This is a genomic window from Candidatus Minimicrobia sp. QA0096 (assembly GCF_963967315.1).
Classification (GTDB): domain Bacteria; phylum Patescibacteriota; class Saccharimonadia; order Saccharimonadales; family Saccharimonadaceae; genus Nanosynbacter.
Window position 1 is genome coordinate 36,410 of the sequence record NZ_OZ017288.1, and the last position, 14,131, is coordinate 50,540.

Here is a 14,131-nt window from a genome sequence, read left to right on the forward strand (position 1 = left end):
ATGGGAATAGCTTTACAAACAATGACCAATGAATTGACGCACGTGTTTTTACTGAGCGTCGGCGCGTTTTTACTAGCGATGTTTTTAACGCCAATTTATACGTTTTTCGCTTATCGATATCGCTTCTGGAAGCGCCAAAGGTCGGAAAGCACTGACGGGAAAAAGCTAAAGATTTTTGCCAAATTCCAAGCGGCAAAATTGCGTCGAAACATCCCGACGATGGCTGGAGTGATTGGCGTAATTTCAATCTTTGTGGTGACGATTTTCTTTAATTTAGACCGAGCGCAGACCTGGCTTCCTTTGGCGGCGTTGGTTGGTGGCGGAATTGTTGGGCTAATTGACGATATCATCAATCTACGCGGTTTGGGCGGCGGCGCGGCTGGGCTTCGTAGTCCAGTGAAGTTTGCGCTGATTACGTTGATTGGCGTGGTGCTTGGTTGGTTTTTCTTTGCCAAACTGGGCGTGACGAGTTTTCACGTGCCGTTTGTGGGCGAGGTGAATATTGGTTGGTTGATAGTTCCTTTGTTCGCATTTGCGGTGGTGGCTACCGGCAACGCTGTTAATATTTCTGACGGGATGGATGGACTGGCGGGTGGGCTGCTTGGTATTAGCTTTGGAGCATTTGGTGTGATTGCCTTATTGCAACAACATGTTATATTGGCGGGATTCTGCTTTACGGTTGTTGGTGTGCTTTTGAGCTATTTGTGGTTCAATATTTATCCAGCTCGATTCTTCATGGGCGATGTTGGGAGTTTCGCTTATGGCGCGTGTTTGGGCGTTGTGGCAATGCTGACCGACTCTTTGCTCCTACTTCCTGTGATTGGCTTACTATTTGTAATTGAGGCGGGATCAAGCTTGACTCAAATCGTCAGTAAGAAGCTGTTTAAGAGAAAGATTTTCTTATCCGCGCCGATTCATCATCACTTGGAGGCGATTGGTTGGCCAGAAACTAAAGTGACGATGCGCTTCTGGGTCATTGGCTGCGTGATGGCATTTATTGGCGTGATGCTGGCGCTCGCTGGAGGTCATATTGCGTAATTCGGTCGCCAAAAATCGTCAATCTATCGCTCAGCCGGTTCGAAGTCATCGACCGATGTATCAGATTGTGCTTTATATGGGACTTTTGCTGCTACTTGGGCTGATTGTTATGTATGCGCTGGGGCCGCAACGCGCTAATGTGATGAATTATGCTTACGGCACGAATTATAGCGATACGTATTTCTTTGGTAAGCAGCTGACGAGTGTGTTTATTGCTGTCGTGGCTTTTTCTGCGTTTTATTTTACGCCGTACAAATGGTTTATTGGCGAGAGATCAAAATACATTCTTTACGCTGGATTTGCGCTATGTATTTTACTATTTCTCTCGGGCGCGGTACTTCATTTGTCGTTTGCGCAAGAAACTAACGGTGCGTATCGATGGTTTCAATTGGGCGTATTAGGAAGTTTCCAGCCGTCAGAATTGCTCAAATATGGTGTGCTATTGTTTTTGGCGGGATTTTTAGGGCGTCGGTCGCAACAGGGAAAATTAAACGACATCCAAGAAACTATTATTCCGCTGGGCATTATTTCCGGCTTGTCGCTGCTGATGATTGTGTTTTTGCAAAAAGACTTGGGAACAGGAATTTCGTTGATAGCGATTATCTTATCAATGATTTTAGTGGCTGGAATTGATTGGAAGATTTTCAAGAAGATTCTGGCAATCGTTGCACTTTGTGGTTTGGTGATGATTTTTACATCGCCGCACCGAATTGAGCGCGTGATGACTTTCGTGCAAGGCGATAACCACAAAGGGACGAGCAGTCAGGAGAACAAGAATTATCACATTCAGCAGGCCAGGATTGCGATTGGTTCTGGCGGGCTTCTGGGGCTTGGAATTGGTAAAAGCGTTCAGGCGACAGGATATCTTCCAGAAGCGACTAACGACTCAATTTTTGCCGTCATGGGAGAAACGTTTGGTTTTGTTGGCTTAATGGCTATATTGGCGCTATTTACAGCATTATTATTGTCAATTTTGCACGTAGCCGCGAGACTTCCAAACGTGACGTTGCGGTTAATTGTGGCGGGAATTTTTGGCTGGATTGCTTCTCACGTGATACTGAATATCGCCGCAATGACAGGGCTGGCGCCGCTTACTGGAATTCCATTGCCGTTATTAAGTTATGGTGGCACAAGCATGTTGTTTATCGCGGCAGCGCTGGGTTTAGTTTTCCAAATTTCCAAATATACGTCACATAAAGCATTAGAGGAGGGTGAAAGTGGCCAAGATCTTAGCGGTCGGCGGCGGCTCAGGCGGACACGTTACGCCAGTGGTAGCCGTATTTAGAGAATTACAGAAAACTGGTGATCACGAGCTTCGTTTTTGGTGCGATAAAAAATTTGGCGCCAGCGCACGCGGGATTTTTGCTAAGTTCGACGAGAATATTCCGGTCGATTTGATTATTGCTGGAAAATTACGCCGATATCACGGAAAAAGTATCTCATTTCATCTACATCCGTCGATTTTATTTCCAAATTTGCGCGACGGTTTTAAGGTGGTGGTTGGATTTTTCCAGAGTTTATTTAAGCTTATGAAGTGGCGTCCAGATGTTATTTTCATCAAGGGCGGATATGTTTGTTTGCCAGTTGGCTATGCGGCTCGGCTATTAAGAATTCCGTTGGTTTTGCATGATTCTGACGCGCATCCAGGTTTGACGAATCGCTTGTTGAGTCCCTTCGCGAAAGCTATCGGCACGGGCGCGCCGCTTGAATATTACAATTATCCACCGGAAAAAGCTTCATATGTTGGCATTCCAGTTGCGCCAGAATTCCATCCATATTCTGAGGCTGAGAGGAAAGAACTGAAGGAAAAATTAGGCTTTAACGTCAATAAACCGCTAGTTGTTATTACTGGCGGTGGACTCGGAGCCGGGCGAATTAATTCCGCGATTGTAGCAATTAGGGAAAACCTGCTTTCTGAGGCTTCGGTATTTTTGATATCAGGAAATCAGCAATATGAAGAAATTCTCAAGCAAACCGACGAGCGGGAGGGCTGGCGATTGCAGGCGTTTGTTCACAACGGAATGGCGGAAGTTTTGGCGGCGGCGGATATAGTCGTGACCAGGGCAGGGGCAACCACTCTTTTGGAATTGGCGGCGCTACATAAACCGACAATCATCATCCCTAACGGCCATTTGACAGGCGGGCATCAATTGAAGAATGCTAAGGTTTATCAAGATGCGTTGGCGGCGTTGATCGTCTCCGAAGACGAGTTGGATAAGGACAACCAAATCTTGGCACGAAAAATAATTGGCGTATTAAAATCTCAGAAAATTCTTAAAGGTCTGGGTGATAACTTCGGTAAATTTGCCAAGCCAAACGCGGCTAAAGATATGGCGAAGATTATTCTTACTACAGTGCGAAGGCAGGGTAGGCGAAAGTGAAATTCCCCTTCTCTAAGAAAAAATCGGACGAGAATCTAAGTCGTCGAGAAATCGCGGCGCGTCGTCGAACTGAGAATTACGAGAATTTGCCCGCCCAATCATATCGTCGGAACAGGACGCTTAATAGTCGCCAAACATCCTCTCCTTTGGAGACTTCTGAAAGACTCGAGACTCATGAATTGGTGAAAAAACGTCGCCGTGTAATGCGGAAAATGTTTGCGACTGCGGTAAGTCTGCTTATTGTGATATTTCTTTTGTTTCAATTGACAATCAATATTTCAATCCAAACTCCCGACGCAAAGAGTTCCAGTAGCGCTAATAAATACGTGGGCGTTCTTAATGAATATTACAGCGCTCATCCAGCGGAGAGGTTTCGGTTCTTCCTCAATAATAATGACCTAAAGCAATTCTTTTTACAGAAAGCTCCTGAGGTAAAAAATATTCGCGTGGAGGGAGATTTTCTAGCGCGATCAGCCGTTAAGTTGACGTTTAGGCAGCCTGTGGCTCAGTGGTCTTCCGGGGATAAGATTTATTTTGTTGATGATAGCGGTGTTACTTTTGAGCAGAATTATTTTGCCGCGCCTACGGTTGCTGTTCGTGATGAGAGTGGCCTGCCGACTAGAGGTGGTCAAGAAGTTATCAATCGTCAATTCTTGAGCTTTCTTGGTCAAGCTGTGTCTGAATTTTCGCAACATAAAATGAATGTTTCAGAGGTTATTCTGCCAGCTAATACTGTACGCCAAGTTTGGTTTAAGGTCGAGGGCAGGGAAACTCAGATCCGTATGACGGTGGATAGGTCTGCTCAAGCTCAGGTTAAACAGGTGATAGCTACTTTGAATTATTTGGATAATAACGGCGCGAAGCCAGGGTATATAGACGTCAGGGTAGATCAGAGGTCGTTCTATAAGTAGGGCGATCAACTTCTCTTCTGGATAGAGTAAGTTCTCTTTTTGTTCTATTTCTGTATGACGTAGAGAATATATACAACAATATAAAAATATGCAAAAGTCAAATAATTACAAAATGATAAGCTAGGGGAGTAGGGCAATAAAAATATAAAAATGTCAAATAATATAAAATACGTTGTGGAAAACTTAACGAGCTTACGGCGCGCATACTCAGAGTTTATATTGATGTAAAAATATCAATGTAGCACTCCAGTATGTGTAGTGCTGGAATTAAAAATATTTTTTTTAAGTTCGTATTTTGTTGGTGTATATTTTTATAAAAGACAGCATGTTTTATGAAGTTGTATACAATAGAGAATCCCCTAGTCAAATTACTGGAAAAAGTTCGTTTTATAAGGTGTTATCGGATATATAGAGACATATGTATATTCACCTTTGTATGACATTTATTATTACGTAAAAGGTACATTGTGCGACATTAAAACTATATCTAAAACACGACTATTCCATCGTCTTTCTTCGCGATAAATTTATCTCATTTTCACCAAATCAACCTACTTGTCGTTTATCGTTTTATAAATCGCCCTATTTGCTGGCTTAGTGTGTTTTATGTTGTATGTTGGTTTATCTGCATTGGCTCGGATTTATAATTTATGTTTGTATCACGCAAAATTTATCAATATAAATACTCAGCCGGATTCGTCTTTATATATGCTTAAAAATGACTAATAATTAGTTCGTATTTTGTTCTATTGTTTTTTAATTGCTAATTTTGTGAAAGAGCTTGGGTGATTCTGTGCTTAATTATTTCACTGTTCCATTCGCCCGCCTTAAATCGCAGTAGGGGCATACCCCTGCCTTATTTTGATTGTTGGTAAAATGTGCCTTATCAAAAAAGGCACCTCATTTTTGAGGTGCCTATACAACAACGACTGCAAATTACAACAATCGCCCAGCCATAATACTACTTTTTAAGCGATTGCTCAAGGCGGTAGTTTATCTCACCAGTTATGCTGCGACCGTTCTCTGCGGCTAGCACAACTAAGCGTTCATACACTTCCTGCTTAATTCGTACATTATAAACTGGCGTAGATATCTCAACCTTAGACTTGATAATCTTTCCATTCTTTTTTACAATTTGATTTACTATTGGCATATTCGCCTCCTTTTTTATGAGGATACCTTAGCGCCAAGCGAGGCGTTAAGTTTATATTTTTATTATCTCTTTGGGTTTGCGATTCATTATAATATGGCGTATCCTCTAATTGTTAATGTGCCTCGCCTGAGTGCTTCTATTATAGCAAAGTTGCACTCATAATGTAATCATTTTGCATGCATTTTATGTAAAATTTATCCTGAAAATGATAATTTACCATATGGCGTCGCCGTACATAAATAAAACCCGCCCCCATTTTCAGAGGGCGGAAAGGCCACATGGATGTTTAAACCATGCGTTTGCAGTTTATCACTATTTTTTAGATTCCGCAATATGCTTAAATATACAATAAAATAAGGCGTACCGCTTTCCGAGACCAGACCCGGGTGTCTTTGGTTATAGTTCCCTAACAATTTAGATATTGATATAATATTACGCCGGACGGGGGAAGAACACCAGCGTTATAGTTCCCTAACAATTTAGATATTGATATAATAAATCCGCTAATCATGCAGTGAAAATGGATGTTATAGTTCCCTAACAATTTAGATATTGATATAATTTCACCATCAGCCTTTATATAAGCAGTGCGGTTATAGTTCCCTAACAATTTAGATATTGATATAATTATAGAGTCATCAGTTGCTAAGGAGGCTCTGTTATAGTTCCCTAACAATTTAGATATTGATATAATGTCGCGTTCGTTACGTTGTTGCGATAAAGGGTTATAGTTCCCTAACAATTTAGATATTGATATAATTACGCCCCTCTCTGTTAGGCTACGTGTTTAGTTATAGTTCCCTAACAATTTAGATATTGATATAATGGTACGTTACCGCTCGTAGCGGAAAATATAGTTATAGTTCCCTAACAATTTAGATATTGATATAATTCAGAAATCTCTATAATCATATGCCTCCTTGTTATAGTTCCCTAACAATTTAGATATTGATATAATTCAGAAATCTCTATAATCATATGCCTCCTTGTTATAGTTCCCTAACAATTTAGATATTGATATAATGTTGGTCAATCAAGATAATCGATCCACTAGGTTATAGTTCCCTAACAATTTAGATATTGATATAATCAGAATCGAATACATATTCTTTCTGAGTAAGTTATAGTTCCCTAACAATTTAGATATTGATATAATAGTCGTAAAGTCTATACTGTGCGACGAAAGGTTATAGTTCCCTAACAATTTAGATATTGATATAATTATGATAGCTAACACAAATAGCACTATGAAGTTATAGTTCCCTAACAATTTAGATATTGATATAATTATGATAGCTAACACAAATAGCACTATGAAGTTATAGTTCCCTAACAATTTAGATATTGATATAATTTGGATGTGTATCTCAAAAAGGCACGAGAGGTTATAGTTCCCTAACAATTTAGATATTGATATAATGGTGCTATTAAGATCCCGTCACCAGGTTCGGTTATAGTTCCCTAACAATTTAGATATTGATATAATCGTCATCAAGATATTGCATATTTGAAAAGCGTTATAGTTCCCTAACAATTTAGATATTGATATAATTTACCCATCACGCCACTATCATTGATAAGGGTTATAGTTCCCTAACAATTTAGATATTGATATAATTACGCCGCCTTTACAACAGCAAACGCCTTAGTTATAGTTCCCTAACAATTTAGATATTGATATAATCTGTGAGGCGAGGTAAACGCCGTCAGCCTGGTTATAGTTCCCTAACAATTTAGATATTGATATAATTTTTTTCGTATATAAAATAGTCATTGCTACGTTATAGTTCCCTAACAATTTAGATATTGATATAATAAAACTTACACACGCGTTCGTCTTTACTCGGTTATAGTTCCCTAACAATTTAGATATTGATATAATACTTCCTTAAATCCCCCTCTGTTACGAGGGGGATTTTTGGTTAGAAAAATGCTAATTGCCCAGCTGGAACGGACTTTTCTTGGGTGGTTTTTTCGCCAACAATAACGTGCATGTGTGTAAATTGATGCTCTGTTAAATAAAGCAATCGCACCGAGCCGCTGTCCGGGGCGTGCCTCTTAATTCGCATCATATGTTTTTCTGCAACGTCACGATTTGGACATAGCCGTGTATATATGCTGTATTGAAGCATGTCAAAGCCATCATCCAATAAGAATTTACGGAACTGTGCGGTGGCCTTGCGCTCTGTTTTGGTATTGGTCGGCAAATCAAAGAATACTGCGACCCTCATAAGTTTGTATGACATCCCTTTTACTGGAGGACGATTTTTGGTAGAAGAAGCTTATCTGCCTCCTTTGTCTCTATACATTCAATAAAGCTCTCAACTGTTCGCTCAACCGAATGTCTCACGGTAAACTTCTTACCGTTCATTATAACATAATAATTTAATATGTCAATAATAAGTTGGCGATCATGCTTAGTGAGGCTGGCATCGCGGTCGCCGACATGAAGTGGCGCAACTTTTTCTAAGATATATAAATCGACAGCGGCACGGTACGGCTCAATTAGATCGTCAGCCAGGTTAAAGCTGTTAAGCTCATTGTGGTGAAATAGCCCCTGTGAGGCAACTAGTCCGCGAGCAGCAATATGTCTGGCAATGTGACTTCGCACCATAGCGTAGCCATAGTTTAATGCGGCATTGTGCCAGATTGGCTTGCGGCGTGTGGCGTCGCCCAGTATTTGGTCGAAATAGATTCTGGCGGCAATTGACTCGCGATTGCTGGTGTCGCCCGATTTAACATCGTTAGCTAAAGACCGCAAAGTGGAATCGTCTAGCCCGCGAGATCGCAAGACGTCTGCTTGATTTGTGATTTTACTGATAATAATTTGTTGCCATAGTTGCTTTTTTAATGGTTGGCTCATGGACAATTGTTGACGCGAAACTTTGGCTTGGCGCGAATGTTGTGAATATGGTAGAAGTACGCTGGCAGGTAAATGCTTTTCGTCGCATATTACAGTGGTTGTTCCTTTTGTAGCTAATGCTGTCAGCAAATTTGTCGTGATAGTTGATCCGTAATTGTCTAAAATTAAGGCGTCAATATCTTCAATTGGAAGAGTCGATTCCATTTCCTGTGCAATTACTAGTTGATTATCACGCACGCTAAGCCGCGCAGGATTTTCGATAGCTACGACGCGCCAAGCCATTTATAGCCACCTGTAGTTATCGCCTAGTATAGAGATGTCGTAGCGCTCGATGAGATTTGCGGAGCGTGGTGAGATGCGACGGCGGTTTGTTCCTTCTTTGCTTGGAGAACTGGCGTTTATGACGGTTATTCGCCCACTATCAATGTCATAGGCTGTGTAGTAACCCTCCTCGATATTATTACCGAAATAACACCTTACATAATCATTCGGATATAACGAGCAAACTTTAGTGAATGTCTCATCTACATCAGTAAATCCTTTTGGCACTGGCAGTATTTTTGTTGGTGCGGGCTTATTTTTTCCAACTTGGTGGGCGTAAACTGGCGCGAAGAAGTGTTCAATCTTGCCTTTCTTGTTCGGCTTTTGATATACATCAAGTCGCACCATAGATCCGTTGTTAACAAATGCCTTATCGTCGTTGATATAAAATCCGCTTGGTTGTGTCGAATATACTTTGATAGTTGAGACTGGAGACAGCTTATTGCCGTTTTTATCAGTCTTCTTGTCGTTTTTATATATGGGTTCAGCGAACGCTTTTTCGGGATTGTCATCGCAAGCGTCCAGTCTTTCAAGTAATTTTTTATATAGCCATTTATCTGATTCTTTAAGCGTGGAATTTTCGACATCCTTGCGTTTAACTTTTTTGAGCGGCACTCTTACGGTTCGTTGATCGCCGTCTTTAACTTTTGGTGAGCGAATTGTTTCTTTATGTGCCGAACCAGTCGCTTTACGGCGTGGCATACGTGAGACAAAAATTGGTTTTACGCTCAATCGAAACTCTTCGTCGTAGTTATCAAGACCTCGCAACTCATTTTGCAGAGTCTTGATATCGACATTAAGGGTTCGCTTCATAACTTCTTTGCCGAAGTCATCCCACGGCTGAGGAAAATGTTTCGAAGATAGCACAAGCATTGCATTTTTACGACGCTGAGCTTTATTAAACTCATCTTCATCGATGATTTCTCCAGTGAGTTTATCAGTTTTTTCTTCCATCGTTTTGGCAGCTGCAAGCAGTTCTTTGATTTCGTGGCGCTTGGCGTGCAAGTTAGCTTGCATTATAATCTTTTGGTCAATTGCCGCTACAACTGCTGCATCTTTGGCGTGATGTAGAACGTCCTCGCTACGATCTTTAGCCAGACCCCAACGCTTGCGTAGATATGCTGTCGTTGTTCCGCTTGGTGCAATTACGCGCTGTTTTTCTTCACCTTCTGCAAAGTCAACATTTTGGCGTAAATAATTCTGAATAAATCGTGTGATGTATCTAGTATCGTTTAAGGCACGCACATTCCAGCTGTCGTTCTTATAATCCTGCAGAAGCAGATTTTGCTTCTTCTTCATTGCGTAGCCGTTATATTTGTAATTGATGGCATTTGTGGCCTTATCGTCCGTTTTAATATCGCGTGTCTTATATATCGACTCTACTCTGGCGACAAACTCCTTCCAGCGGTTTTCATCTGCGCCAAAATATTCAAATGGAGTTTTATTGCTCTTTTTCTGGTTTTCTTCTGTTAGTACTAGCACTTTATTAGTTATCCCGTCATTATTAGAGCGTGAAAATGGTACGATGTGGTCTATCTGATATGCATTGTCGTCTTGTAACATCGTGTCGAAATCGATTGGTTTTCCAGAATATGGACAAATACCGTTTTGCTCACGATAGAGCTTAACCTTAATAATTTGCTGACCGTTAAAATCGGCGTTTTTATTCAGTGGTACGCTAAGTTCTTTTAGGTGGCTGAGAAGTTGCTTGCCGCCCTTGGTTTTTGGCGATGCTTCATATCCATCAGCGATTATAGATTTAATGTCTTCGTTATATCCTTGATTCTCTTCATTTTCTTTTTTAATTGCGTTGCGTTCTTTGAAATTTTTTGCCAAGTCACGAGCAGTTTCAACTTTAATAAAGTAAGGTTTACCGTATTTGCGTTCAATGGCGCGAACGACCTTCAGTGTTTGCGATATGGCACGTTTTACGACGGGATTGGTGATTTGCTCTAGACTAGCTGATTGTTTCTTGAAGTCATAACCAGCGGCCTCACAGGCTTTATCGTAAGTCATACCATTAAGAATATGCGGTGTGATTTTTTGCAAAGCTTTTATCGACAGATGGCAGAATGACCCAAAATTAGTAGCTTTAATTTTGATAATTGCGTTTCTGGCGTCATCAGAAATTGGCAATGCATTTAATTCGGCTTTAATTCCTTCGTCAGATTTTTGTGTAGTGAGAATATAAGCGATTTGATTGATCGTTGATTCGTTGTCAATTTTCGCCCAATCTTCTGGTAGATTTTTTAGTGCTGTTTTAATATCATAGTAGGCTTTTAAACCGCCGAATGTATTTCCCTCTCCGAATTCATCGCCGTCCTTTTTCTTTCCGTGCGTATATTTTGGAACGTAATCTTCACTAATTCCCGCAATGCTACGCACTTTTTTATACGTTAGGCTTTTTTGGTTTCTGGCGGCTTCGATAACTTTATTTATCTGCTCTGAAGATAATCTTATCTCTAGATTTTCTCGCTTTGCCTGGCGCTTGCTGGCGTCGCGAGGTATGAATACCAGATGTGATAAGTCGCTTGCCAAGCGAAAAATTTCGAAGCTGTAGCTAGCTCTTGGTGCTCGTTTTTCATTTTCTTCAAAAGTACAGTTCCCGACCATTTTTTTAATCAGCTCTTCAGTCATAAATGGGCGCTGGTACATAATTGCTGATATATTTACGACATTTTTGTCATCGTCCAAGCCGTAAAGCATTTCATTGATCGCTGTATCGGAAACGTTTTTTAAGGCATATCTTTTCTGGACCTCAATGATCTTTTCTAATTCGTGCAAAAAATCACCACGAGAAAAACTATTAGTGTAATCGTCACGCTTATTGCGTTTATGTGACGCAAAGTTTTCATCGCGACTCAGAGCTTCGCCGACGGTTTTATATTCATTCTCGGCGAGGAACTTTTCATTAGTTTTCAAGGCTTTTGATATGCGACCGCCTTCTTTTTCCGACTCTTCCTCAACTTTACGATTCGACTTAAATCCACGTCGTTTGGCGATTTGGTACATGACCTTGAGCAGCTCTTCTGGGGATAATTCCTCGGTGAGCGCTTTTGAACGCAGAGCATATACGTCTAATTTGTTAAATTCGGATTTGTCACTTAAGACTTCTTCGATTCGATCTCTGGTGAGAATATTTTGGTCAATAAAGAATTGCTTCAAATTATTCAAACGTTGACGTCGCCGTTTTAAGCGACGGCGAGCTGACCGTGCGTCGCGGCGAGGTTTGGCAAGCGAATCTCCGTTTTGTGGATCTTCTGGTTTTTCAAAAATGCGCACCCCTAAATCATGGATGCGCTCTTTATCTAAGTCTAATACTGCCCAGCCGATTGAAGATGTCCCAATGTCTAGACCTAGTGAATATTTTTTTGGTGAATATGAATATTTTTGAGTCATGATGGTCCTTTTTGTGAGATAATTTAATGCAATTATACAACCAAAATAGAATATTTGAAAGCGTAAATACTTTACTCATAAAAAAGATAATCCGCTCAACGAGTGAACGGATTAGAGCTTTGCTTTAGTATTTCTACTAAATTATTATAGAAACCTAAAACAACTTAGATATTGATACAATCCTTACTTAAGGGACTGTAACTACAGTGTACTCCAATCAATGCTATCGCGCAAGTATTATTTTGGTCATATTCTGCCAACTGAGCGGCACTAGCACGGTTACCACCGCCGTCGACATTCTGGGATTCTTGTGCTATATTACGAGCAGAATCCCCTAGATGGTGTAACTCAGTTGATGGGCTCGTCCCTGCTGGCTCCATGGGGGATTTTCTTGTTGTGGTGTGATCATTCTCATCATTGGTATTCTGGACTTCTTGTGCTATATTGGCACCATCAGGGCTTCGACCGGCGGAAACTGGCGCGCCGCCGACATAGCTATCGCTATTGGTGGATGATGGAACAACATTTGCGCCCCCATCCGAAGCTCTCGAAATCTCTTCTCGTTGTTGGGAGAGATTTTTTATTTCTCCTTCTTATCATTGACATTCTGGGCTTCTTATACTATACTTCCATTAGAAAAGTCGTCCAGTCCCCGTTCGGCTTGTCCACGGGGCGCACCATTAAGGTCACCTGGGCGGCTTTTTTTCTTGGCTTCGCACATTACCTTCATAAAGAGTATCTCGCCCTGTTGTCTGTCTTCTAAGAAATTTACAGGCTATTAATCATTGATATCTTGAGGATTGTTTGCTATAGTGGAGTTATTAATATCCCCTCCCTTTAAGAGGTTCATCCTCTGAGGGGATGCTTCCAGAAGAATCCCCACTTAAATCCCGGTAATGGGATTCGGGGATTTTTTCTGTATTATTTGGTTATAATGCCCCAACAATCTAAATACCGATATTCCCTAAGAGCCACGTTTCACCTTTACTCCCGACGCTCCAGAGGTGATATAATTACTATAATATGCATGCCGCGGTCCAATCTATAACCATAAAAGTGAGCGAAGTTGATTCTGCTTTGCTTAATGACGCGGATGAGCTGCAGAAAATGTTAAGAAATGTTACGGAATTGGCTGGCTTACATCATCTGGAATCGGTGATGCATCAATTTTCTCCGCAAGGAATCAGCGCCGCCCTGCTTTTGTCGGAGTCGCACATCGCGATTCATACGTGGCCAGAAAGCGGCGTGGCGTATATAGCGATGACAACTTGTAAAATGCTGGATGATGATAAATTGCAACAAATAAAAGAGTTGGTCGCACGTATGTTGGATGCGAAAAACATAAGTATGGAAGAAATGGCATTGTAATATGAAACGAACCAAGGCGCGACTTAAAATCAACCAAATATTGACTGGAAAGAAAACTAATTTACGAGTTGTTGGCTGTTTGCTTTTTCGCGAATGGGATAAGAAAGATAAGCGATTTTACTACTGGGAAGAGTGGGAGATTACTGGGCTGGCTGATTATGATAGCTGGGTGGAATATGATCACAGCGATCAAACCGTTTCTCTGTATGAGCCAATTCGTTTCACTCAGACAATTGATCCAACGCAATTGAAAAAGGGTCAATCATTCACCGTTTCCGAGCAGGATGGCAAGGATCACGTTGTGGTGGTTGACGAGGTTGGAATTGGTGAAATTATGAACATCAAGGGCAAAAACACGTATCAAGTTTTCCCGAAAGAACTGATGGCGTACGCTACTTTGAGGGATACTGGCGCGCCAAAAAACCGTCAGTTGATCACGATTGAGAAGTATAACAATCGCGAATATGATGCCTATCGCAAGGTTCAATTGAGCGACAAAGAACAGAAGGAAATGTTCGGCAGGACCATTAAGCCGATTGACTGGACGACGATTATAGTCATTACCATATTTATCGCCATTATTTTGTTTGCGTTCATCTTTGACAACAATTCCGACAGTAGCAAAGGCGGAGGTCACGGCGGATCGCGCAGTGTTTACGGCGGCAGTAGCGGCGGGCTTGGCAAATAAAAGGAGTTA

General features: G+C 41.2%; 11 protein-coding genes and 1 CRISPR repeat array. Of the genes, 7 read left to right on the top strand and 4 right to left on the bottom strand.

The features are described 5' to 3' along the window. Genes mraY through AACH20_RS00215 form a run of 4 tightly spaced genes read left to right on the top strand, consistent with a single transcriptional unit; the run spans position 1 to position 4,330 of the window. On the top strand, positions 1–1,038 hold the full coding sequence (gene mraY, locus AACH20_RS00200; RefSeq protein WP_338503042.1) for a phospho-N-acetylmuramoyl-pentapeptide-transferase: 1,038 nt from the start codon (positions 1–3) through the stop codon (positions 1,036–1,038). Continuing rightward, on the top strand, positions 1,031–2,323 hold the full coding sequence (locus tag AACH20_RS00205) for an FtsW/RodA/SpoVE family cell cycle protein (protein WP_338503044.1): 1,293 nt from the start codon (positions 1,031–1,033) through the stop codon (positions 2,321–2,323). The genes mraY and AACH20_RS00205 overlap by 8 nt, the downstream gene beginning before the upstream one ends. Beyond that, positions 2,256–3,419, top strand: coding sequence for a UDP-N-acetylglucosamine--N-acetylmuramyl-(pentapeptide) pyrophosphoryl-undecaprenol N-acetylglucosamine transferase (locus tag AACH20_RS00210; RefSeq protein ID WP_338503047.1), 1,164 nt, complete (start codon positions 2,256–2,258; stop codon positions 3,417–3,419). The genes AACH20_RS00205 and AACH20_RS00210 overlap by 68 nt, the downstream gene beginning before the upstream one ends. Next, on the top strand, positions 3,416–4,330 hold the full coding sequence (locus AACH20_RS00215) for a cell division protein FtsQ/DivIB (protein ID WP_338503049.1): 915 nt from the start codon (positions 3,416–3,418) through the stop codon (positions 4,328–4,330). Before AACH20_RS00210 ends, AACH20_RS00215 begins: the two co-directional genes overlap by 4 nt. A gap of 961 nt (positions 4,331–5,291) precedes the next feature. On the opposite strand, the gene AACH20_RS00220 is transcribed toward AACH20_RS00215, so the two are convergent. From AACH20_RS00220 to cas9, 4 genes are all read right to left on the bottom strand, one after another. Then, complete coding sequence (locus AACH20_RS00220; RefSeq protein WP_338503052.1) at positions 5,292–5,483, bottom strand: Arc family DNA-binding protein; 192 nt, start codon at positions 5,481–5,483, stop codon at positions 5,292–5,294. A gap of 395 nt (positions 5,484–5,878) precedes the next feature. Continuing rightward, positions 5,879–7,365: a CRISPR direct-repeat array (repeat unit 36 nt; unit sequence GTTATAGTTCCCTAACAATTTAGATATTGATATAAT). Between the two features lie 40 nt (positions 7,366–7,405). Further along, positions 7,406–7,714 (bottom strand): CRISPR-associated endonuclease Cas2, encoded by a 309-nt coding sequence (gene cas2 / locus AACH20_RS00225; protein ID WP_376787503.1) that lies wholly within the window; start codon positions 7,712–7,714, stop codon positions 7,406–7,408. Between the two features lie 20 nt (positions 7,715–7,734). Beyond that, the gene (gene cas1, locus AACH20_RS00230; RefSeq protein ID WP_338503058.1) at positions 7,735–8,628 is read right to left on the bottom strand and encodes a type II CRISPR-associated endonuclease Cas1; all 894 of its coding nucleotides are present in this window, start codon (positions 8,626–8,628) and stop codon (positions 7,735–7,737) included. Then, entirely contained in the window at positions 8,629–12,066 is a 3,438-nt protein-coding gene (cas9, locus tag AACH20_RS00235) for a type II CRISPR RNA-guided endonuclease Cas9 (RefSeq protein ID WP_338503060.1), read from the bottom strand. A gap of 355 nt (positions 12,067–12,421) precedes the next feature. On the opposite strand from cas9, the gene AACH20_RS00240 reads away from it, so the two are divergent. The 3 genes from AACH20_RS00240 (at position 12,422) to AACH20_RS00250 (ending at position 14,122) form a co-directional block, all read left to right on the top strand. Beyond that, the gene (locus tag AACH20_RS00240; RefSeq protein ID WP_338503062.1) at positions 12,422–12,829 is read left to right on the top strand and encodes a hypothetical protein; all 408 of its coding nucleotides are present in this window, start codon (positions 12,422–12,424) and stop codon (positions 12,827–12,829) included. Between the two features lie 260 nt (positions 12,830–13,089). Continuing rightward, on the top strand, positions 13,090–13,434 hold the full coding sequence (gene speD / locus AACH20_RS00245) for an adenosylmethionine decarboxylase (protein WP_338503064.1): 345 nt from the start codon (positions 13,090–13,092) through the stop codon (positions 13,432–13,434). A gap of 1 nt (position 13,435) precedes the next feature. Further along, positions 13,436–14,122: a hypothetical protein gene (locus AACH20_RS00250; RefSeq protein WP_338503066.1), complete on the top strand. Its 687-nt coding sequence runs from the start codon at positions 13,436–13,438 to the stop codon at positions 14,120–14,122. Positions 14,123–14,131: the final 9 nt, after the last annotated feature.

What these genes read in the sequence shown, in the direction of transcription:
- cas2 (WP_376787503.1), bottom strand. Translation starts at nt 7,714, where the DNA reads ATGAGGGTCGCAGTATTCTTTGATTTGCCGACCAATACCAAAACAGAG.
- AACH20_RS00250 (WP_338503066.1), top strand. Translation starts at nt 13,436, where the DNA reads ATGAAACGAACCAAGGCGCGACTTAAAATCAACCAAATATTGACTGGA.
- AACH20_RS00240 (WP_338503062.1), top strand. Translation starts at nt 12,422, where the DNA reads ATGGGCTCGTCCCTGCTGGCTCCATGGGGGATTTTCTTGTTGTGGTGT.
- AACH20_RS00220 (WP_338503052.1), bottom strand. Translation starts at nt 5,483, where the DNA reads ATGCCAATAGTAAATCAAATTGTAAAAAAGAATGGAAAGATTATCAAG.
- cas1 (WP_338503058.1), bottom strand. Translation starts at nt 8,628, where the DNA reads ATGGCTTGGCGCGTCGTAGCTATCGAAAATCCTGCGCGGCTTAGCGTG.
- cas9 (WP_338503060.1), bottom strand. Translation starts at nt 12,066, where the DNA reads ATGACTCAAAAATATTCATATTCACCAAAAAAATATTCACTAGGTCTA.
- speD (WP_338503064.1), top strand. Translation starts at nt 13,090, where the DNA reads ATGCATGCCGCGGTCCAATCTATAACCATAAAAGTGAGCGAAGTTGAT.
- mraY (WP_338503042.1), top strand. Translation starts at nt 1, where the DNA reads ATGGGAATAGCTTTACAAACAATGACCAATGAATTGACGCACGTGTTT.